The organism is Peterkaempfera bronchialis, assembly GCF_003258605.2.
Taxonomy (GTDB): Bacteria; Actinomycetota; Actinomycetes; order Streptomycetales; family Streptomycetaceae; genus Peterkaempfera; species Peterkaempfera bronchialis.
On the sequence record NZ_CP031264.1, the window covers coordinates 4,540,058 to 4,560,433 of the forward strand.

Genomic DNA, 20,376 nt, shown 5'->3' on the forward strand with positions numbered 1-20,376 from the left:
GCCCGCCTCAGGGCTGACCGGGGCCGGCACCGCGCTTCTTGTGCAGGCTGATGGAGACGGTGCGGTCCTCGGCGACGGTCGACTCCACCTCTCCGGCCAGCGCGGAGAGCACCGTCCAGGCGAAGGTGTCGCGCTCGGGGGCGCGGCCGTCGGTCGTCGGGGCGGAGACCGTCACCCGCAGCGAGTCGCCGACCAGGCGGAACTCGCAGGCCAGTACGGAGCCCGGCACCGCCTGCTGGAGCAGGATGGCGCAGGCTTCGTCCACCGCGATCCGCAGGTCCTCGATCTCGTCCAGGGTGAAGTCGAGTCGGGCCGCGAGGCCGGCGGTCGCCGTCCGCAGAACCGAGAGGTACGCCCCGGCCGCGGGCAGTCGGACTTCGACGAAGTCCTTCGCTCCGGGCTCGCCGTCGATCTGGGACACCCTCACCTCCTGGGTGACACGCCGTGCAATCGGCCCCGAGGGCCACGGCCTTGGCTACTTGCCTGAACTGCTTGCGCCCCGATGGCCGGGGCTCGGCGCGAATACGTACCGGTCATACCCACCAGGGGTGGTCCGGACGCTCCGCATCCGCCTGCGACGCTACCGCGATCGGGGGTCCGATGTCGCCGTCCGAGCAGGTCGTCACGTGAACGGGGTAGCCTGTCGGACACTCATGGTAGGCCCTCGGGCACATTCTGTGGCAGACTGCGCCCGCCTGCGGGTTCAGCTCTCCGCGAGGCGGGCCAGCGGCTCGCCGGTCAGCCGGAAGACGGTCCACTCGTCCATCGGCTCGGCGCCCAGCGACTTGTAGAAGCCGATGGACGGCTCGTTCCAGTCCAGCACCCACCACTCCAGCCGGGCGTAGCCGCGCTCGGTGCAGACCCGGGCCAGCTCGCGCAGGAGCGCCTTGCCGTGGCCGCCGCCCCGGGCGTGCGGGCGCACATACAGGTCCTCCAGGTAGACACCGTGGGTGCCGCGCCAGGTGGAGAAGTTGCGGAACCAGAGCGCGAATCCGACCGGCTCGCCGCTGGTGTCGTCCACCGCCATGTGCGCGAAGACGGTGGGGTGCTCCCCGAAGAGCGCTTCACGCAGCTGCGCCTCGGTGGCCTCGGCCTCGTGCAGGGCCTTCTCGTACTCCGCAAGCTCGCGGATCATGGTGTGGATCGAGGGGACGTCGTCAACGGTGGCGGGGCGGATCATGCCTGCGAGCGTACTGGGCGGCCCGGCGGGCGGGCCAGCGTCTTCGGTACGGCTCAGACCAGCCGCCGGTCGGTGTAACACCAGCGCCAGGACTCGCCCGGCTCATAGGAGCGCATCACCGCATGGCCGGACCGCTCGAAGTGCTCGGTGGCGTGCCGGTCCGGCGAGGAGTCGCAGCAGGCGACATTGCCGCACACCAGGCACTTGCGCAGCTGCACCGGGTCCTGGCCGGTCTCGTCGCAGCGCAGGCAGCTCTCCCCGGAGGCCGGGGGCTCGACCTCGGGGAGCTTCTCCGTGTGGGCGCAACCGGACACTCCGAACACGCCTGCCAGGCTACCGCCGCCGCCCGTCGCCCGCTCCGCGCGCCGACCCCCGTCCACCGGCCCGCTGTGCTTCTGTGTCCTGCGATAGCCCCCACCCGTCCCTTTCCAACCACTACCGTGGACCCGCGCCCATGACCAGCGTCACCCACTCCAGCACCGCCACCGACCTGCTGCTGCTCGTCGCCGGAAGCACCGCGGTGGCCGGCGTCGCCCGTGGGCTGCGCACCTCCGCGCCGCTGCTGCTGGTGGCGGTGGGCCTGGCGGCGTCGTACCTGCCGGGCATCCCCGCGTACACCCTGGACCCGCATCTGGTGCTGCCGCTGGTGCTGCCTCCGCTGCTGTACACCGCCGCGCTGGACAGCTCCTTCCTGGGCCTGCGGGCCAACCTCCGCCCGGTGGCGATGCTCTCGGTCGGCTATGTGCTCTTCTGCACCCTGCTGGTCGGGCTGGCCGCATACGCCCTGGTGCCCGGGCTGCCGCTGGCCGCCGCCTTCGTACTCGGCGCCGTGGTCGCCCCGCCCGACGCCGTCGCGGCCACCGCGGTCGCCCGGCGGGTCGGGCTGCCCCGGGTGCTGGTGACCATCCTCCAGGGCGAGAGCCTGGTCAACGACGCCACCGCGATCACCGCCTATCGGGTGGCGGTGGCCGCCGCCGTGGGAGAGGGGTTCTCCTGGGGCACCGCCGTCGGCCACTTCCTGCTGGCCGCGCTGGGCGGCACCGCCGTGGGGCTGGCGATGATGGTGCCGTTGCAGTGGATCCGGGCCCGGCTGGCCAGCCCGCTGCTGCTCAACACCTTCTCGCTGCTGGTGCCGTTCGCCGCCTATGCCGCCGCCGAGGCGTTCGAGGCGTCCGGTGTGATCGCGGTGGTCGTGGTGGGCCTCTACCTCGGCCACCGGGCCCACGCCGTGGACTTCGCCACCCGGCTCCAGGAGGAGGCGGTGTGGCGGATGGTGTCCTTCGTCCTGGAGTCCAGCGTCTTCGCGCTGATCGGCCTTCAACTGCGGCGCATCCTGGCCGACCTCGTCGGCTACAACGCGGCGCAGCTGATGCTCTGGGCCGCCGCGATCCTCGGCGTGGTCATCGTCGGACGGTTCGTCTGGACCTACCCCGCCACCTATCTGCCCTCGCTGGTCGGCCGACTCGTCCACCGGCGCCCCCGAGGCCCGGCCCCGCCGTGGACCGCCACCTTCGTCATCGCCTGGGCCGGGATGCGCGGCGTGGTCTCGCTGGCCGTCGCCTTCTCCGTACCGGCCACCGTGGAGAGCGGCGCCCCCTTCCCCGGCCGGGAGCTCATCCTCTACCTCACCTTCACGGTGGTGGTCGGCACCCTGCTGCTCCAGGGCCTCACCCTGCCGACCCTGGTACGGGTGCTGCGGCTGCCCCGGCCGGACCCGCAGCAGCTGATCCTCACCGAGGCGCAGGCCCAGAGCGACGCCTCACGGGCCGCCCTGGAACACCTGGACGCCCTCCTCGCCGACGACCGCAACCGACTGCCGCAAGCCCTGGAAGCCCGGCTCCGCCGCGTCCTCGACCGCCGCCAGAACGCCGTCTGGGAACGCCTCGGAGCCGTCCACCACGAGACCGGCGAGTCCGCCGACGCCACCTACCAGCGCCTCAGCCGCGAGACCATCGAAGCCGAGCGCCAAGCCTTCGTCCGCCTCCGCGACCAGGGCCGCATCGACGACGAACTCCTCCGCCACCTCGTCCGCCGCCTCGACTTCGAAGAAGCCATGGTCAACCGCGGCGAGGAGTGACCCGGGCGGGGATCGGGGGTGGAAGACGGCCGCACCCGGGCCGTGGGGGCTCCGGGTGCGGGTCGGTGGTGCGGTGGGAGAGGTCAGGCCTTCTTGGTCTCCCAGAAGATCTTGTCGATCTCGGCGATCAGGTCCAGCAGGGCCTGGCCGGTGGCCGGGTCGTTGGACGCCTTGGCGGCGCTGGCGGCCTTGAGGGCGTCGTTGAAGAGCTGGTGGAGCTGGGGGTACTTCTCGAAGTGCGGGGCCTTGAAGTAGTCGCTCCAGAGCACCGAGAGGTGGTGCTTGGCGAGCTCGGCCCGCTGCTCCTTGATGATGATGGCCCGGGTGCGGAAGCTGGCGTCCTCATTGGCCTGGTACTTGTCCTGGACGGCCTTCACGGACTCGGCCTCGATCCGGGCCTGGGCCGGGTCGTACACGCCGCACGGCAGATCGCAGTGAGCGTGGACGGTGACCCGCGGTGCAAACAGACGAGAGAGCATGGGAGTCCTTCCTCCGTGATCGTCTTCCCGGTGCGAGATTACCCCGCATCCGGTCCCGTTTCGCGCCGGGCCCCGGGGTCCTAGGGCAAAAGTCCGAGTGTGGGCGGACGAGTGGCGGACCGGCGGCGGACGAGCGGCGGGCGCGGCTGCGTGGCGGGCGGGCGTGTGCGGGATGCTGGGGTCTGGACGAGACGTCTGGGACCGGGTAGGTGTGAGGCATGGCGCTGAAGCGGCAGCAGGGCGGCGACCCGTACGGGGCGGGCCCCGGAGTGCTGGAGGAGGAGCCCGAGGGAGGCCGGGGGCTGGCCCCGCTCGGGGTGGTGGACGTCGCGGGCCCCTCGATGCTGCCCACGCTCCGCGACGGCGACCGACTGCTGGTGCGCTACGGCGCACCGCTGCGGCCCGGCGCCGTGGTGGTGGCCAGGCACCCGCTGCGGCAGAACCTGCTGCTGGTCAAGCGGGCCGTGGAGCGCCGCCGCGACGGCTGGTGGCTGCTGTCGGACAACTCCTTTGTCGAGGGCGACAGCCGTGACTTCGGCGCCGTCCCGGACGAGTTGGTGCTCGGCCGGGTGCTGCTGCGGCTCCGCCCGAACCCCGTCTGGCTGGCGCCCGCCTGCTGGCTGGAGCGGCTGCTGCGCCGCCGGCCGCTGGGGAGGGTGCCGGGGCTGGCGGCCCGGTTCGGGGTCTTCACCCGGGTCAGCCCGGAGATGTGACCGTCCGCTCGGCGGTGGACGCCGACTCCTGGCGCTTGCGGGCGCGGTAGGCGGCCACATTGGCCCGGGTCGCGCAGCGGTCGGAGCAGTAGCGCCGGGAGCGGTTGGTCGAGGTGTCCAGGTACGCGTTGCGGCAGGGCGCGGCCTGGCAGATGCCGAGCCGGTCGGGGCCCAGCTCGGTGAGGTGGATGGCGACGCCCATGGCGGCCAGCGCGGCGTAGTTGGCGGTGGCGGTGGCGGCGTTGTCGGCGAGGTGCAGGTGCCAGCGGGGGCGGCCCTCCTCGTCCAGGTAGTCGTGCCCGGAGACCACGGGGCTGACCGGGTACTCGACCAGCAGGCTGTTGAGCAGGTCCACGGCGCGTACCTGCTCGCCCTCGGAGGCGGCTTCGAAGACGGCGCGCAGCCTGGCCCGTACGGCGCGCAGCCGGGGTACGTCGGACTCCTCCGCCTGGTTCGCGGCGCGGGTGGTGGCGCCGAAGAGGTGCCGTACGGCGTCGAGTGAGGTGAGTTCGTCGGTGCCGCGTGCGGGCTCCTCGCTGTTCACCAGGCGCACGGCATACTCGGCGTAAGAGGCCAGTTCCACTTGCGGTCCTTACTCTTCGCTGTCTAGCATCGGTAATGCCCCGAACCATCACCAGGGTATTACCTGACGGCGGAGACCGGAGGAGGCCATCATGACGCGTACGACCGAGCCCATGACGGACGAGCGGCAGTACTGGGCGGACTGGCAGCGCAGCTGGGACCGGCAGCAGGAGTGGTACCTCCCGGACCGGGAGGAGCGGTTCCGGGTGATGCTGGACATGGTCGAGGCGGTGGCCGGTACCGAGCCCCGGGTCCTCGACCTGGCCTGCGGCACCGGCTCCATCAGCGAGCGGCTGCTGCGGCGGCTCCCGGCGGCGGTCAGCGTGGGCGTGGACCAGGACCCGGCGCTGCTGGCGATCGGCCGGGGCCACTTCGCCCGCGAACCCCGCATCACCTTCGCCGTCGCCGACCTCAAGGACCCCGACTGGACCGCGCACCTCCCGGCCGGGCCGTACGACGCCGTGGTGACCGCCACCGCGCTGCACTGGCTGCCCACCACCGACCTGCTCCGCCTCTACGGCGACCTGGCAGGGCTGCTCCGGCCCGGCGGGGTCTTCCTCAACGCCGACCACATGCCCGAGCCCGGCACCCCGCTGCTCAACGCGGCCGACCAGCGGCACCAGCAGGCCCGCCAGCAGCGCGAACTGGCCGAGGGCGTGCTCGACTGGCCGTCGTGGTGGAGTGCGGCCGCCGCCGACCCGCTCCTCGCCGACCAGGTGGCGGCCCGTACCGCCCTCTACGGCGACCACGCCGACGGCGACATCCACCCGGCCGGCTGGCACGCCGACCGGCTGCGCGAGGCCGGCTTCACCGAGGTCGGTACGGTCTGGCGCTCGGTGCAGGACGCGCTGGTCGCGGCCATCCGGTAGGCCCCCCGGGATATGGAGCGGCGCCGGTGCCCGGTCTCCCGGGCCCCGGCGCCGCTCCGTACTGCCCTCAGAGCACCTTGGAGAGGAACGCCTTGGTGCGGTCGTGCTGCGGATTGGTCAGCACCTCGCGCGGGTGGCCGGACTCGACCACCACACCGCCGTCCATGAAGACCAGCGCATCGCCGACCTCGCGGGCGAAACCCATCTCATGGGTGACCACGACCATGGTCATGCCGTCCTCGGCGAGCTGCCGCATCACATCCAGGACGTCGCCGACCAGCTCGGGGTCCAGCGCGGAGGTGGGCTCGTCGAAGAGCATCAGCTTGGGTTCCATCGCCAGCGCGCGGGCGATGGCGACCCGCTGCTGCTGCCCGCCGGAGAGCTGGGACGGGTAGTTCCTGGCCTTGTCGCCGAGGCCGACCCGCTCCAGCAGCTGCCCGGCCCGCTCCCGGGCGTCGGCCTTGCTCTGCCCCTTGACCCGTACCGGGGCCTCCATGACGTTCTCGATCGCCGTCATATGCGGGAAGAGGTTGAACCGCTGGAAGACCATGCCGATGTCGCGCCGCTGGAACGCCACCTCGCGCTCGCCCAGCTCGTGCAGCTTCTCGCCCTTCTGGCGGTAGCCGACGAGGTCGCCGTCCACCCAGAGGCGGCCGGCGTTGATCTTCTCCAGGTGGTTGATGCAGCGCAGGAAGGTGGACTTGCCGGAGCCGGACGGCCCGATCAGGCAGAACACCTCGCCGCGCTTCACCTCCAGGTCGATGCCCTTGAGCACCTCCACGGGCCCATAGGACTTGTGGACGCCCTCGGCCTTGACCATCGGGCGGTCGGGGTCCGGGTCGGGGACGGCCTCCTGGGCGGCGGCCGGCTTGGTCAGGTCGGTCACGAGAGCTCCCCTCCGGCACCGGTACCGGCGCCTGCCGAGGCGGTCCCGCCCCGCACGGTGCCGCCGCGGACGGTCCCGCCCCGGACGCTGAGCAGCAGGCCGCGGATGCGCTGCAACGGGGTCGGCGGCAGGGTGCGGTTGGCGCCGCGCGCATAGTGGCGCTCGACGTAGTACTGGCCGATGGTGAGGATCGAGGTCAGGAAGAGGTACCAGAGGCTGACCACGATCAGCAGCGGGATGTTCTGGTAGTTGCGGGAGTAGATGAGCTGTCCGGTCTGGAACAGCTCCTCCAGCGCCAGCACGCTGACCAGCGAGGTGGTCTTCAGCATCGAGATGGTCTCGTTGCCGGTCGGCGGGATGATGACCCGCATGGCCTGCGGCAGGACGATCCGCCGCATGGTCTGGAAGCGGCTCATGCCCAGCGCCTGCGCGGCCTCGCTCTGCCCCTCGTCCACCGAGGTGATGCCGGCCCGGACGATCTCGGCCATATAGGCGGCCTCGTTGAGACCGAGGCCGAGCAGCGCGGCGGTGAAGGTCGGGATCAGCGTGTTGGTGTTCTCCGACCAGAACGCGGGGCCGAAGGGGATGCCGATCGAGAGCGTCGGCCAGATCGCGCCGAGGAAGCCCCAGACGACCAGCTGGACCAGGACCGGGGTGCCACGGAAGACCCAGATGAAGAGCCAGGCGCCGGAGGAGAGCAGCGGGTTGCGCGAGATGCGCATGATCGCGAGCAGGATGCCGCCGACCACGCCCATGACCATCGAGAGCGCGGTGAGTTCCAGGGTGACCAGCAGGCCCCGCAGGATGCTGCTGTCGAACAGGTACTGCCCGACGACGTTCCACTTGAAGTTGGGGTTGTAGAAGAAGGCGTGCAGCAGCATGGCCGCGAGCACCGCGACCACCACCGCGCCCGCCCAGCGTCCGGGGTGCCGGACCGGGACGGCCTTGATGGGCTCGGGCCGTCCGGTCGCCACCGCAGCCGTGTCAGGAGCGTTCACGTCTCTGCCTCGGTCCGCCGCCGTCAGCTGGTGGCACCGTTGATGACGGAGGTGTCGATCGCGCCCGCCTCGACGCCCCACTTCTGGAGGATCTGCTTGTAGGTGCCGTCGGCCATCAGGGCTTCGAGCGCGCCCTGGATCGCCTTGCCGAGCGGCGAGCCCTTGGCCACCACGATGCCGTACGGGGCGGTGTCGTAGGTCTCGCCGATCTTCTCCAGCTGGCCGTTGGACTGCTTGATGGCGTAGTCGACGACCGGGGAGTCGGCCATCATGACCTGGTCGCGCCCGCTGAACAGGGCGGTGTTGACGTCCGTCTGAAGGTCGTACTTGTGGCCGTCGTTGGGGATGGTCGGCTTGCCGGCCTTCTTGCAGGCCGGGTTTCGCGTGTCCTTGATCTCGTCGGCCTGGACGGTGCCGGTCTGCACCGCGACCTTCTTGCCGCAGAGGTCGTCAGGGTTGATCTTGTCGGGGTTGCCTGCCTTCACCGCGACCGAGGTGCCGGCGGAGAAGTAGGTGACCATGTCGACCTCCTGCTCCCGCTGCTTGCTGTCGGTGAAGGAGGACATGCCGACGTTGAACTTGTTGGACGCGATGCCCGGGATGATCGCGGTGAACTTGGAGTTCTGCACCTCGGCCTTGAGCCCCAGCTTCGCCGCGATGGCCTCGGCCAGATCGACGTCCATGCCGACGATGTTGCCCTTGTCGTCCTTGAACTCATTGGGCGCGTAGGAGGCGTCGGACCCGACGACCAGCTTGCCGCTGCTCTTGACGTCGGCCGGCAGCAGGGAGGCCAGCGAGTTGTCCGGGGCGGCGGAGTTCACCGAGACCGACGGGTTGGGCGCGCTGCCCGTGCTGGAGCCGTCGCTGCCACAGGCGGTCAGGGTCAGGGAGCCGGCCGCCAGCACCGCACCGGTCGCGAACAGGCGGTGGCGGAGGGAGCGTGCAGTCATGTGGTTGATCCTCCTGATGGGAGAGGTCTTCTCAGCGTGTGCGCCGTAGCGGAGCGCGCCGTAGCGCGCCGGGTCGTGCGGTGGTGCTGTGGAGTGCACGCCGTTGTGCGAGCCGTGCCGCGACCAGTGATGGCGGCATCCTGCCACTTCACGGGCGGGGTGGGGGGCGTGAGCAGATCAAAATCGGATAACGGGGGACGAAGCCCGGCCGGTGGCGCCGGAGCGCGGCGGATCAGCCGCCGTTGACCACCGCGTTCTGGACGGCGCCGCCGCTGAGGTTCCAGTCGGCGAGGATCTTGTCGTACTCGCCGCTCATGATGACGGCGTCCACGGCCTTGGCCACCGCGTCACGCAGCGCCGTGTTGTCCTTGCGTACCGCGATGCCGTACGGGGCGGGCTGCATCTGCGGACCGGCCACCTCGAAGGCGTTGCCGTTCCCGACCGTCTTGGCGTTGTACGCCGCCACCGGGAAGTCATTCAGGTCGGCCACCACATTCCCGGCCTTGAGCTGGGCGAGCGCCTGGTCGTCGGTGCCGAACTTCATCACTGTGAGTGGTTTGCCCGCACTCTTGCAGGGCACCTGCTGACGGCTCGCGATGGTGTCCTGGGTGGTCTCCTTCTGCAGGGCGATGGTCTTCCCGCAGAGGTCGTTGAGGTCGGTGATGTTCTCCGGATTGCCCTTGGCCACCAGGATCGAGGTGCCCGCGATGAAGTAGTCGACGAAGTCGACGCCCTCGTCGCCCTCCTTCCGCACTCCCAGCGAGTCGGTGCCCTCGCGGCGCTCCCGGGTGTCCGACATCGCCGACATCACCAGGTCGATGTCTCCCGCCTGGAGCTCCGGGATCAGCTTCTCGAACGCCACGTTCTGGAACTCGACCCGCACCCCGAGCTGCCTGCCCACCGCCGCCGCGATGTCGGGGTCCAGGCCGACGGCCTTGCCGTCGCTGCCCTTGGACTCGACCGGGGCGTAGTTGATGTCCGAGCCGATCTTCAGCACACCGGCCTTGAGGACGGCTTCGGGCAGCTGGTCGTGGAGCGAGAGCTTCTCGCTGCGGCCGGAGGACGCGCATCCGGTCAGCAGCAGCGCGCCTGCCACGAAGGCGGCGCAGTTCGCGGCGGTCCGCCGGCGTATCGGGCGTGCGGTCATTCAGGGGCCTCCTGCGGTAGCGGGGTCGCCATGGTTGCCGCCCGGCCGGGGCGCGATGGCGCCTCCGACGTCGTGGGGAAGGACCGCCAGGCTGCACTTCGTCGTGCAGGCGGTGCGCAACCGGCGACAAAAGTGGATCCTCCCATCCCGCTCTGCCGACCTGTGACCCGGTATGTCAAAATCGGTGAACGGGTGACCCCCGTAGCAGCAAGCAGGCCGCCGGATCGGGACCGATCCGGGGTGTACGGGACCGGAAGTCAACGACGCCGACTCTGGATCCCAGGCACCACGCACCTCTCCGCGCCCGCTCGCTCGCCCTGTTCCGCGGCGCCCTTCGCGAGTGCACGTTCCGGCCGTCGCCGCGGTACCCGCTTCCCCGGTCCCGTCCGCTGTCCCCGGTGGACGGCCCGCCCGGTGTCGGCACCGCCCGAAGGCGAGGCCGCCGCAAGGGTGACGGCCGCGCCGCCCGGGCGAACAGGCGCAGGTGCAGCGCCTTTCGCCGCTCTAGGCTCGGCTGCGACGCCGACGACGACGCCGACCCGGAAGAACCCCAGCTCAGCAACCCTCACCCCGACCGAAGACGAAGAGGTCATCGTGGCAGCGGAGATCATCCATCCCCATACGGCGGACACCGACGACCCCATCGACCCGGCCTTCGCGCTTCACCGCGGCGGCAAGATGGAGGTGCGCGCGACGGTGCCGGTGCGCGACGCGGACGAGCTGTCCCTCGCCTACACCCCCGGCGTCGCCCGGGTCTGCACCGCCATCGCCGAGCAGCCCGACCTGGTGCACGACTACACCTGGAAGTCCTCCACGGTGGCCGTGGTCACCGACGGGACCGCCGTGCTGGGCCTCGGCGACATCGGCCCCGAGGCGTCGCTGCCCGTGATGGAGGGCAAGGCGATCCTGTTCAAGCAGTTCGGCGGCGTCGACGCGGTCCCGCTGGCGCTGGACTGCACCGATGTGGACGAGCTGGTGGAGACCGTCGTCAGGCTGGCTCCCTCGTTCGGCGGTATCAACCTGGAGGACATCTCCGCGCCGCGCTGCTTCGAGGTGGAGCGGCGGTTGCAGGACCGCCTGGACATCCCGGTCTTCCACGACGACCAGCACGGCACCGCCATCGTCACCCTGGCGGCCCTGTGGAACGCCGCCAAGGTCACCGGCCGGGAGATCGGCGAGCTGCGGGCGGTGATCAGCGGCGCGGGCGCGGCCGGTGTCGCCATCGCCAAGATCCTGCTGGAGGCCGGCATCGGCGATGTCGCGGTCTGCGACCGCAAGGGCGTCGTGCACGAGGGCCGCGACGACCTCACCCCGGTCAAGCGGATGGCCGCCGAACTCACCAACAAGGCGCGGCTCACCGGAACGCTGGCGGACGCGCTGGACGGCGCCGATGTCTTCGTCGGCGTCTCCGGCGGCACCGTGCCCGAGGAGGCGGTGGCGCGGATGGCCGAAAACTGCCTGATCTTCGCGATGGCCAACCCCACCCCGGAGATCCACCCCGAGGTCGCCCACCGGTACGCCGCGGTGGTGGCCACCGGCCGCTCCGACTTCCCCAACCAGATCAACAATGTGCTGGCCTTCCCCGGCATCTTCGCGGGCGCCCTCCAGGTGCGGGCCTCCCGGATCACCGAGGGCATGAAGCTGGCGGCGGCCCAGGCGCTGGCCGCCGTGGTCGAGGACGAGCTGTCGCCCACCCGGGTGATCCCCAGCCCGTTCGACGAGCGGGTGGCCCCGGCGGTCACCCGGGCGGTCGCCGAGGCCGCGCGGCGCGAGGGCGTCGCCCGGCGCTAAGCGGGGTGGCCCGGACGGCCGGGGCGGTGGACCAGGCGGTGGATCTCACACCGTGGCGTGGTTCCCCGCCCCGGCCGCCGCGGTTAGGGTCCCGACCATGTTCGCTGCCTACGCCGCACACATCGATCCTGACGACCCGTTGAGCGGGCTGGAACTGGGCGAGCGCCCGGAGCCGGAGGCACGGCCGGGCTGGAGCGTGGTCACGGTCAAGGCCGCCACGCTCAACCACCACGACCTCTGGTCGCTGCGCGGGGTCGGCCTGCCGCAGGAGCGGCTGCCGATGATCCTGGGGTGCGACGCCGCCGGGGTCGACGAGCACGGCAACGAGGTGGTCATCCACTCGGTGGTCGGCCAGTCCGGCCACGGCGTGGGACCGGACGAGCCCCGCTCCATCCTCACCGAGCGCTACCAGGGCACCTTGGCCGAGCGGGTCGCGGTGCCCACCTGGAACCTGCTGCCCAAGCCGAAGGAACTCACCTTCGAGCAGGCCGCCTGCCTGCCCACCGCCTGGCTGACGGCCTACCGCATGCTCTTCACCAACGCCGGGGTCAAGCCCGGCGACACCGTCCTGGTCCAGGGCGCCGGCGGCGGCGTGGCAACCGCCCTGATCGTCCTGGGCAAGGCCGCCGGCCTGCGGGTCTGGGCCACCAGCCGGGACGAGGCCAAGCGGGCCCGGGCGCTCGACCTGGGCGCCGACGCCGCCTTCCCCAGCGGCGCTCGGCTGCCGGAGCGGGTGGACGCGGTACTGGAGACGGTGGGCGCCGCCACCTGGTCCCACTCGGTCAAGTCCCTGCGTCCTGGCGGCACCATCGTCATCTCCGGCGCCACCTCCGGCCCCAACCCGCCCAGCGCCGAACTCACCCGGATCTTCTTCCTGGAACTGCGCGTCGTCGGCTCCACCATGGGCACCAAAGAGGAACTGTCCGGCCTCCTCGCCCTCTGCGCCCACTCCGCCGTCCGCCCCGTCATCGACTCCGTCCTCCCCCTCTCCGACGCCCGCGCCGCCTTCACCCGCCTGGCCGAAGGCGACGTCTTCGGCAAGGTCGTCCTGACCCCCTGAAACCCGGCGTCCCCCCTTCGCCAGGTGGCCCCTGGTCGGGTCGCGGGCCCGGATCCGGCGGCTACGCCCGGGTGGTGCGGCTGAAGCCGAGGCAGGTCAGCCCTTCGGACCGGCACAGCCTGTCGGAGGGGCCGCCGACCTCGGTCTGGAGGAGCTGGTAGGCGGCGCCGTGGGACTGGCCCCAGTGCATCGCGGCCCGCCACAGGACGCGGCCCAGGCCCTGCCCTCGGGCCTCCGGCAGGACGGCGAAGTACTGGGGCAGCAGCTGGGGGCAGCCGATCGCGTCAGGGCGTACCTCCATGGGGCCGATCGCACCCACGATGCGGTCCGCGACGACGGCGGCGAGGACCGGGCCGCACCGGTCGGCCTGCATCCGGGCGTGGAGGAAGGCCAGGCCATCGGCGGCCATGGCCTCGGCGAATGGAGCGAAGGTCCCCTGGACGACGGCCGGCCAGTCGGTGACGGGGCGGACCGGGCCCTTCGGGTCGGGGCAGAGGCGGGCGGTGAAGTCCTGGAGCTGGATGCGGGTACCGCGTGGGGAACCGGTCTCGGGGCCGAGCGGGCGCACGACCCTCGCGTTGCCCGCGTCGTGCACGGCTGCGAGTTTCGCGGCCAGTTCGGCGGCTTGGTCAACGACGCCGTCACGGTGCCCGTAGGCGAAGACCTTGACGGTGCCGCGTCCGCGCCGAGTCAGGGTGGGGATGAGGGTGTGGTCGGGTCGGTGAACCACGTCGCGGCGGAGGACCGTCTCGTCCTTCTCGCTGCTCCAGCGCCGGTCCTTGTCGTAGTGAAGGAAGGACCGGTCAGTGACGGCCGCTCGCAGGGTGTCCTCGAAGAGGTCGACGGTGAGGACGTGAGGGTGGACGGGGCCGAGAGTCGGCACGATCGGCGCGGTCAGCGCGGGCCGGAGCCAGTCCCACCGGAAGAACATGAGCGGCACCCTAGCGGTCGCCCGGTCAGGGGCCAGGCCCCGCCGCGAACACGCCAGGGCCTGACCGGAATCGACCGGATTGTGTGGCCCGGCCTGCCGTCCTGGCAGCAGGAGACCGACGCCGATATCTTCGAGGCCATCCAGAAAGCCGTGAGGCGCGGCGATTGCGGAGCGGCGCGGATCGCGACGCCGGACACGGTGACGATCACGCAGGAGTTGGTGACGCAGAGGCTCGGGGATGTCTTCCCCGGCGTGGCCGATACGCGGATCGAGCGGTGGGTGCCGGCTCACGCCGATCTGACCTGGGCCAATGTGATGGGACCGGAGTTCTGCATCATCGACTGGGAGGACTGGGGCATGGCGCCCCGGGGCCTGGACGCCGCGACGCTGTGGGGCAATGCGCTGGCCGTCCCGGCGCTCGCGGACCGCGTCCGCCAGGAGAGGCGTGCGGACTTGGCCAGCCGGGACGGCAAGCTGATGGCGCTGTTCTTCCTGTCGAAGATCGCCGGACCCCACGCGTACGAGGAGGAAGCCGAGCGCCTGGTGGCCGAGCTTCAGCTGTGACGGCGGGCTCGGGCAGGGGTGGGGTCAGGGGTGGAGGAGGTGGTGGGCGGCTTGGGCTAGGACGGTGGCGGAGCGGTTCAGTTGGGCGGGGGTGACGCCGGTGTCGCGGGCGGTGTCGCGGATGTGGTCGCGGAAGCGGTCGAGGAGGCGTTCCAGTTCGCGGGCCGGGTCGGCGGTCGGGTCGGTGCGGGCCCAGTCGGGGAGGGGGGCGGTGTCCTCGGTGGGTGGCGGCGGGGGGGTCGGGGTCGGGGGACGCCCCAGGTGGTGGGGTCGGCCAGGCCGGCGAGGCCCTTGGTGAGTTCGGCCAGGCCCTCGGCGAGCCCGGTCGGCCAGTCCCCGTGTGCGGTGTGCTCGCGGACCTGCTGCTCCACCCGCCGCTGGAGGCGGCGGGCCTCGGCCTGGGCGGCGGCGCGCATGGCGTGGGCGTTCTCGCGGGCCCGGCGGGTCTCCTCGTGGGCCTGCTTCAGCTGCTCCTTGGCCTGCTTGGCCTGCTCCTTGGCCTGCCGCGCCTGGTCCTTGGCCTGGGTGCGGTACTTGGCGTACTCCGTCTTGGCCCGCTGCCAGGAGTCCTTGTCCCCGAGGACGTCCTCCCAGGAGTCCGACGGGCCGCGCTGCTGGGACTCCCGGGCGGCCCGCCGCATCTCCTCGCGCAGGTCCTTGGCGGAGTCCCGGACGTCCTCCCGGATGGCCTCGGCCAGTTGGGAGACCGAGTCGCGGATCTCCACCTCCAGCTCGGCCAACTCGCCCTGCCGGGAGAGCAGTTCGGTGCGGCCCGCGTCGGTGATCCGGTAGACCTTCCGGCCGCCCTCGGTGCTGTGGGTGACCAGGCCCTCCTTCTCCAGTTTGGCGAGCCGGGGGTACACGGTGCCTGCGGAGGGCGCGTACAGGCCGTGGAAGCGCTCCTCCAGCAGCCGGATCACCTCGTAGCCGTGCCGGGGGGCCTCCTCCAGCAGCTTCAGCAGGTAGAGCCGCAGGCGGCCGTGGGCGAAGACCGGGCTCATGCCTCGTCACCGTCCTTGGTGAGGTCCAGCCGGGGAGCGGTGCCCTCCGGAGCGGTGCCTTCCGGGGCGGTGGCCTCCGGGGCGGTGCCTTCCGGGGCGGTGTCCTCGGCGATGGGCGGGCGGCGCAGCAGGGCGACGGAGCCGGAGACGGTGGTGACCTGGAGGGTGCCGGTACCGGCGCCGAGGCGGCCGGAGAGCCGCTTGGCGCCCCAGGTGGAGCCCATCCGCAGCTCGTCGAAGGCGCTGGAGACCCGGCCGCTGCTGGTGCCCGCCTCGACCTTGGTGTCGGCCGGGTCCGGGACCTGTACGGCGACCTCGCCGGAGACGGTCTTGAGGTGGACGTCGGCCGGTCCCTGGCCGTTGAGGTCGATGGTGATGGCGCCGCTCACCGAGTTGGCGTGCAGCCGGGGGGCGCTGCTCTCGACCACGGTCAGTTCGCCGGAGACGGTCTGCGCCCGGAGGTTTCCGGAGACCGACTGGGCGTCGATGCCGCCGGAGACCGAGTGGGCCTCCACCGGGCCGGAGACCCGGACCAGGGTGGTGTCGCCGCTGGCGCCCCGCACGGTGACCCGTCCGGCGATGCCGGAGACCACGGAGTCGGCGGAGACGGTGCCCAACTCCACCCGGGCGTCGGCGGGGACGGCCAGCGAGACCACCGCGTGGCGCTTGCGGCGCCAGGAGTCGATGTAGGAGGCGACGTTCTTCCAGGAGAAGTCCCGCCAGGCCAGGTCCTCGTAGGTGACGGTGAGGGTGCCGTCCTCCAGGGTCACCACCAGGGGCGGCCCGGCGATCTCGGAGACCTCCAGGCGGGCCGGGCCGTCGGTGGCGACGACATGGACGGCGCCGGCGACGGTACGCACCTGGAGGGCGCTCACCGGCTCATCGAAGGTGATCTTCTCGGGTCCGCTGACGGTCCACTGCGGCATGGCTGTCCCTCCCGTTGGACGTGCGACATATCGCGTCGCTCTGATAGACACGATATATCGCGTCACAGGGAAGTCAAGCGCCTTGTCCGCACCGTCGGCAGGTACCGTCAGTCCTCGTCCTCGTCGTCCAGCCGGGCCAGCCAGGTGGCCAGCCGCTCCACGGGGATCTCGAACTCGGGGTTGAGGTCGACGAACTCGCGCAGGCGCTCGGAGAGCCACTCGAAGGTGACCTCCTCGTCGCCGCGCCGGCTCTCCAGTTCCTCGATGCCTCGGTCGGTGAAGTACACGGTGCGCTCCGGCTGGACGGTGGGGGGTAGGGGCTGGGGGGTGGAAATCCACGCCAGGATAGTCCGCCCGGAGACGCCGCCGGGCCCGGCCGCCGCATCGCTGCGACGTCCGGGCCCGGGGCCTGCCGGTCAGAGGGAGAAGACGTCCTCCATCAGCTGCGCCTGCTCCTCGCGGTGCCGGTTGGCCGACCCCACCGCCGGGGCGGAGGAGGCCGGGCGGGCGACCCGGCGGAGCCGGGAGCCGCCCGCGTTCCGCCCGACGACCACGTCGAGGTGGTCGATCAGGTTGAGCGCGATGAACGGCCAGGCGCCCTGGTTGGCCGGCTCCTCCTGCGCCCAGACGAACTGGACGTTCTCGCCGTACTTGCCCAACTCCTCCTGGAGCTCGGCGACCGGCAGCGGGTAGAGCCGCTCGACCCGGATGATCGCGGTGTCGGTGATGCCGCGCTCGGTACGGGCCGCAGCCAGGTCGTAGTAGACCTTGCCGGCGGTGATGACGACCTTGCGGACATCGGCGGGGGCCACCGAGTCGTCGCCGATCACCGGGCGGAAGGAGCCGCTGAGGAACTCCTCCGTCCTGGACGCCGCCGCCTTGAGCCGGAGCATCGACTTCGGGGTGAAGACGACCAGCGGCTTGTGGTGCGGGTTGTGGACCTGCCAGCGCAGCAGGTGGAAGTAGTTCGACGGCAGCGTCGGCATGGCGACCGTCATGTTGTTCTGCGCGCAGAGCTGGAGGAACCGCTCCGGGCGGGCCGAGGAGTGGTCCGGTCCCTGGCCCTCGTAGCCGTGCGGCAGCAGCAGGGTGACGCCGGAGGTCTGGCCCCACTTCTGCTCGGCGGAGGAGATGAACTCGTCCACCACCGTGGCGGCGCCGTTGACGAAGTCGCCGAACTGGGCCTCCCACATCACCAGCGCGTTCGGCCGGGCCAGCGAGTAGCCGTACTCGAAGCCCATCGCCGCGTACTCACTGAGCAGCGAGTCGTAGACGGTGTAGCGGGCCTGGTCCTCGGTCAGGTAGAGCAGCGGGGTGTAGTCCTCGCCGGTCTTCCGGTCCACCAGCACCGCGTGGCGCTGGCCGAAGGTGCCACGGCGGCTGTCCTGGCCGGCCAGCCGGACCGGGTGGCCCTCCATCAGCAGCGAGCCGATGGCCAGGGTCTCGCCCAGCGCCCAGTCGATGGTGTTGTCCTCGACCATCGCGGCTCGGCGCTGGAGCTGCGGCAGCAGTCGGGGGTGGACGGTCAGCCAGTCCGGCAGGTTGACCTGGGACTGGGCGATCCGCTTGACGGTCTCCTCGGAGATGCCGGTGGAGACCGAGACCGGGAAGTCCGGCAGCGGGGAGGCGGCCGGGGCGGCCGGCGGCACCGCGTCGCGGACCTCGGCGAAGACCTTCTCCAGCTGGCCCTGGAAGTCCTGGAGCGCCTGCTCCGCCTCCTCCAGGGTGATGTCGCCGCGCCCGATCAGGCCCTCGGTGTAGAGCTTGCGCACCGAGCGCTTCTTGTCGATCAGGTCGTACATCAGCGGCTGGGTGAACGACGGGTTGTCGGCCTCGTTGTGACCGCGGCGGCGGTAGCAGATGAGGTCGATCACGACGTCCTTGGAGAACGCCTGGCGGAACTCGAAGGCCAGCCGCGCCACGCGGACCACGGCCTCCGGGTCGTCGCCGTTGACGTGGAAGATCGGCGCCTCGATCATGCGGGCCACGTCGGTGGAGTACATCGACGAGCGGGAGGCGGTGGGGGCGGCGGTGAAGCCGACCTGGTTGTTGACCACCACGTGCACGGTGCCGCCGGTGCGGTAGCCGCGCAGCTGCGACATGTTGAGGGTCTCCGCGACCACGCCCTGGCCGGCGAAGGCCGCGTCGCCGTGGATCTGGATCGGCAGCACGTCGAAGGCGGTGCCGGCCTTGTCCAGGATGTCCTGCTTGGCGCGGGCGATGCCCTCCACCACCGGGTCGACGGCCTCCAGGTGGGAGGGGTTGGCGACCAGCGAGACCTTGATGGTCTCGCCGTCCAGGCCGGTGAAGGTGCCCTCGGCGCCCAGGTGGTACTTGACGTCGCCGGAGCCGTGCATCGACTTGGGGTCGAGATTGCCCTCGAACTCGCCGAAGACCTTGCCGTACGGCTTGCCGACGATGTTGGTCAGCACATTGAGCCGGCCCCGGTGGGCCATGCCGATGACGGCCTCGTCCAGCCGGTGCACGGCGGCCTCGTCCAGCACCGCGTCCAGCAGCGGGATCAGCGACTCGCCGCCCTCCAGCGAGAACCGCTTCTGGCCGACGTACTTGGTCTGGAGGAAGGTCTCGAACGCCTCGGCCGAGTTCAGCCGGCGCAGGATGCGCAGCTGCTCCTCGCGCTCCGGCTTGACGTAGATGTTCTCGACCCGCTCCTGGATCCAGCGGCGCTGCTTGGGGTCCTGGATGTGCATGTACTCGATGCCGACGGTGCGGCAGTACGAGTCGCGCAGCACGCCCAGGATGTCGCGCAGCTTCATCATCTTCTTGCCGGCGAAGCCGCCGACCGCGAACTCGCGCTCCAGGTCCCACAGGGTGAGGCCGTGCTGCACCACGTCCAGGTCGGGGTGCTTGCGCTGCTTGTACTCCAGCGGGTCGGTGTCGGCCATCAGGTGGCCGCGGACCCGGTAGGAGTGGATCAGCTCCATGACGCGGGCGGTCTTGTTGACCTCGTCGTCATGGGTGGCGGCCACGTCGGTGGCCCAGCGCACCGGCTCGTAGGGGATGCGCAGCGACTCGAAGATCTCGTCGTAGAAGTCGCTGCCGCCCAGCAGCAGCTGGTGGATCTGGCGCAGGAACTCGCCGGAGGCGGCGCCCTGGATCACCCGGTGGTCATAGGTGGAGGTGAGCGTCATGACCTTGGAGACGCCCAGCCGGGCCAGCGTCTCCGGGGAGGAGCCCTGGAACTCGGCCGGGTAGTCCATGGCGCCGACGCCGAGGATGGTGCCCTGCCCGGGCATCAGGCGCGGCACGGAGTGCACGGTGCCGATGCCGCCGGGGTTGGTCAGCGAGACCGTGACGCCGGTGAAGTCGTCCATGGTGAGCTTGTTGGCGCGGGCGCGGCGGACGATGTCCTCGTACGCCTGCCAGAAGCCGAAGAAGTCGAGGGTCTCGGCGTTCTTGATCGCTGCCACCACGAGCTGCCGGTCGCCGTTCGGCTTCACCAGGTCGATCGCCAGGCCCAGGTTGACGTGGGGGGGCTTGACCAGGAAGGACTTGCCGTCCTTCACGGTGTAGCTGTGGTTCATGCCCGGCATCGCCTTGAGCGCCTGCACGGTGGCGTACCCGATGATGTGGGTGAAGGAGACCTTGCCGCCGCGTGCGCGCTTCAGGTGGTTGTTGATGACGATGCGGTTGTCGATCAGCAGCTTGGCCGGGACGGCGCGCACCGAGGTCGCGGTCGGCAGCTCCAGCGAGGCGTCCATGTTGGTCGCCACCGCCTTGGCCGGGCCGCGCAGCGGAACCAGCTCCGGACCGTCGGCCTTCGCGGCGGGCGCGGCGGCGACGGTCGGCTTGGCGGCGACCGGCGCGGCCGGAGCCGGAGCCGGAGCAGCGGGCGCGGCCGGAGCGGCAGGCGCAACCGGGGCGGGCGCGGGCGCGACCGGAGCCGGAGCGGCGGGCGCCGCAGCCGACGGGACCGGTTGAGCCGGCGGGGCCGGCGGAGCCGGTTGGGCCGGTGGGGTCGCGGCGGGCGCCGGAGCAGCGGGGGCGGGGGCTGCGGCGGTCGTGGTCGCGGCCTGGGGGGTCACAGAAGTCACCTCGGTACCGGGCTTGTAGTCGGCGAAGAAGTCCCACCAGGCGCGGTCGACGGAGCTCGGGTCCTGGAGGTACTGCTGGTAGATCTCGTCGACAAGCCATTCGTTGGGGCCGAAGCCCGCGGAGCTGGTCGAGCTGTTGGAGGTATTCGGGGACTGTGGCGACACGG

General features: G+C 71.4%; 19 protein-coding genes and 1 pseudogene. 6 read left to right on the forward strand and 14 right to left on the reverse strand.

The features are described from left to right. Positions 1 to 7: 7 nt before the first annotated feature. The 3 genes from C7M71_RS20290 to C7M71_RS20300 form a co-directional block, all read right to left on the reverse strand. On the reverse strand, positions 8 to 421 hold the full coding sequence (locus C7M71_RS20290) for an ATP-binding protein (RefSeq protein ID WP_111491575.1): 414 nt from the start codon (positions 419 to 421) through the stop codon (positions 8 to 10). 282 nt (positions 422 to 703) lie between these two features. Then, positions 704 to 1,180 carry a GNAT family N-acetyltransferase gene (locus tag C7M71_RS20295; RefSeq protein ID WP_111491574.1) on the reverse strand — a complete coding sequence of 159 codons (477 nt, stop codon included), beginning with the start codon at positions 1,178 to 1,180 and terminating at the stop codon, positions 704 to 706. Positions 1,181 to 1,233: 53 nt separating this feature from the next. Next, positions 1,234 to 1,494 (reverse strand): UBP-type zinc finger domain-containing protein, encoded by a 261-nt coding sequence (locus C7M71_RS20300; protein ID WP_111491583.1) that lies wholly within the window; start codon positions 1,492 to 1,494, stop codon positions 1,234 to 1,236. A gap of 140 nt (positions 1,495 to 1,634) precedes the next feature. Between C7M71_RS20300 and C7M71_RS20305 the strand changes: the two genes are divergently transcribed. Further along, positions 1,635 to 3,257, forward strand: coding sequence for a Na+/H+ antiporter (locus tag C7M71_RS20305; RefSeq protein ID WP_111491573.1), 1,623 nt, complete (start codon positions 1,635 to 1,637; stop codon positions 3,255 to 3,257). 83 nt (positions 3,258 to 3,340) lie between these two features. Here the strand turns inward: C7M71_RS20305 and sodN are convergent, their stop codons facing one another. Further along, positions 3,341 to 3,736, reverse strand: a complete 396-nt coding sequence (sodN, locus tag C7M71_RS20310) for a superoxide dismutase, Ni (RefSeq protein ID WP_111491572.1) — start codon at positions 3,734 to 3,736, stop codon at positions 3,341 to 3,343. Positions 3,737 to 3,954: 218 nt separating this feature from the next. Between sodN and sodX the strand changes: the two genes are divergently transcribed. After that, entirely contained in the window at positions 3,955 to 4,449 is a 495-nt protein-coding gene (gene sodX, locus C7M71_RS20315) for a nickel-type superoxide dismutase maturation protease (protein ID WP_111491571.1), read from the forward strand. On the opposite strand, the gene C7M71_RS20320 is transcribed toward sodX, so the two are convergent. Continuing rightward, a complete protein-coding gene (locus C7M71_RS20320; protein ID WP_111491570.1) occupies positions 4,433 to 5,032 on the reverse strand; it encodes a CGNR zinc finger domain-containing protein in 600 nt (199 codons plus the stop codon). The two genes, sodX and C7M71_RS20320, sit on opposite strands and share 17 nt — an antisense overlap. A 91-nt stretch (positions 5,033 to 5,123) precedes the next feature. On the opposite strand from C7M71_RS20320, the gene C7M71_RS20325 reads away from it, so the two are divergent. After that, positions 5,124 to 5,900: a class I SAM-dependent methyltransferase gene (locus C7M71_RS20325; RefSeq protein WP_111491569.1), complete on the forward strand. Its 777-nt coding sequence runs from the start codon at positions 5,124 to 5,126 to the stop codon at positions 5,898 to 5,900. 67 nt (positions 5,901 to 5,967) lie between these two features. Here the strand turns inward: C7M71_RS20325 and C7M71_RS20330 are convergent, their stop codons facing one another. From C7M71_RS20330 to C7M71_RS20345, 4 genes are all read right to left on the reverse strand, one after another. Next, a complete protein-coding gene (locus C7M71_RS20330) occupies positions 5,968 to 6,720 on the reverse strand; it encodes an amino acid ABC transporter ATP-binding protein (RefSeq protein WP_111491581.1) in 753 nt (250 codons plus the stop codon). A gap of 62 nt (positions 6,721 to 6,782) precedes the next feature. Further along, entirely contained in the window at positions 6,783 to 7,784 is a 1,002-nt protein-coding gene (locus C7M71_RS20335) for an amino acid ABC transporter permease (RefSeq protein WP_229758818.1), read from the reverse strand. 23 nt (positions 7,785 to 7,807) lie between these two features. Beyond that, complete coding sequence (locus C7M71_RS20340; protein ID WP_111491567.1) at positions 7,808 to 8,734, reverse strand: ABC transporter substrate-binding protein; 927 nt, start codon at positions 8,732 to 8,734, stop codon at positions 7,808 to 7,810. A gap of 232 nt (positions 8,735 to 8,966) precedes the next feature. Further along, the gene (locus C7M71_RS20345) at positions 8,967 to 9,881 is read right to left on the reverse strand and encodes an ABC transporter substrate-binding protein (RefSeq protein WP_111491565.1); all 915 of its coding nucleotides are present in this window, start codon (positions 9,879 to 9,881) and stop codon (positions 8,967 to 8,969) included. Between the two features lie 594 nt (positions 9,882 to 10,475). On the opposite strand from C7M71_RS20345, the gene C7M71_RS20350 reads away from it, so the two are divergent. Together C7M71_RS20350 and C7M71_RS20355 are read left to right on the forward strand one after the other, a co-directional pair. Next, positions 10,476 to 11,672, forward strand: coding sequence for an NAD(P)-dependent malic enzyme (locus tag C7M71_RS20350; RefSeq protein WP_111491563.1), 1,197 nt, complete (start codon positions 10,476 to 10,478; stop codon positions 11,670 to 11,672). Positions 11,673 to 11,769: 97 nt separating this feature from the next. Continuing rightward, positions 11,770 to 12,732 (forward strand): zinc-binding dehydrogenase, encoded by a 963-nt coding sequence (locus tag C7M71_RS20355; RefSeq protein WP_111491561.1) that lies wholly within the window; start codon positions 11,770 to 11,772, stop codon positions 12,730 to 12,732. A 61-nt stretch (positions 12,733 to 12,793) separates the two neighbouring features. Here C7M71_RS20355 and C7M71_RS20360 read toward each other — a convergent pair whose 3' ends face one another. Further along, entirely contained in the window at positions 12,794 to 13,663 is an 870-nt protein-coding gene (locus tag C7M71_RS20360) for a GNAT family N-acetyltransferase (RefSeq protein ID WP_111491559.1), read from the reverse strand. Positions 13,664 to 13,837: 174 nt separating this feature from the next. On the opposite strand from C7M71_RS20360, the pseudogene C7M71_RS20365 reads away from it, so the two are divergent. Continuing rightward, positions 13,838 to 14,227 (forward strand): annotated as a pseudogene (locus C7M71_RS20365) (hypothetical protein); the annotation flags it as partial. Between the two features lie 77 nt (positions 14,228 to 14,304). On the opposite strand, the gene C7M71_RS20370 reads toward C7M71_RS20365, so the two are convergent. The 4 genes from C7M71_RS20370 to C7M71_RS20385 form a co-directional block, all read right to left on the reverse strand. Continuing rightward, positions 14,305 to 15,228, reverse strand: a complete 924-nt coding sequence (locus C7M71_RS20370; RefSeq protein WP_229758819.1) for a PadR family transcriptional regulator — start codon at positions 15,226 to 15,228, stop codon at positions 14,305 to 14,307. Further along, positions 15,225 to 16,154, reverse strand: coding sequence for a DUF4097 family beta strand repeat-containing protein (locus C7M71_RS20375; protein WP_111494533.1), 930 nt, complete (start codon positions 16,152 to 16,154; stop codon positions 15,225 to 15,227). The genes C7M71_RS20370 and C7M71_RS20375 overlap by 4 nt, the downstream gene beginning before the upstream one ends. 107 nt (positions 16,155 to 16,261) lie before the next feature. Then, complete coding sequence (locus C7M71_RS20380; protein ID WP_111494531.1) at positions 16,262 to 16,441, reverse strand: DUF6104 family protein; 180 nt, start codon at positions 16,439 to 16,441, stop codon at positions 16,262 to 16,264. A 129-nt stretch (positions 16,442 to 16,570) separates the two neighbouring features. Continuing rightward, positions 16,571 to 20,374 (reverse strand): multifunctional oxoglutarate decarboxylase/oxoglutarate dehydrogenase thiamine pyrophosphate-binding subunit/dihydrolipoyllysine-residue succinyltransferase subunit, encoded by a 3,804-nt coding sequence (locus tag C7M71_RS20385; protein WP_114914458.1) that lies wholly within the window; start codon positions 20,372 to 20,374, stop codon positions 16,571 to 16,573. Positions 20,375 to 20,376: the final 2 nt, after the last annotated feature.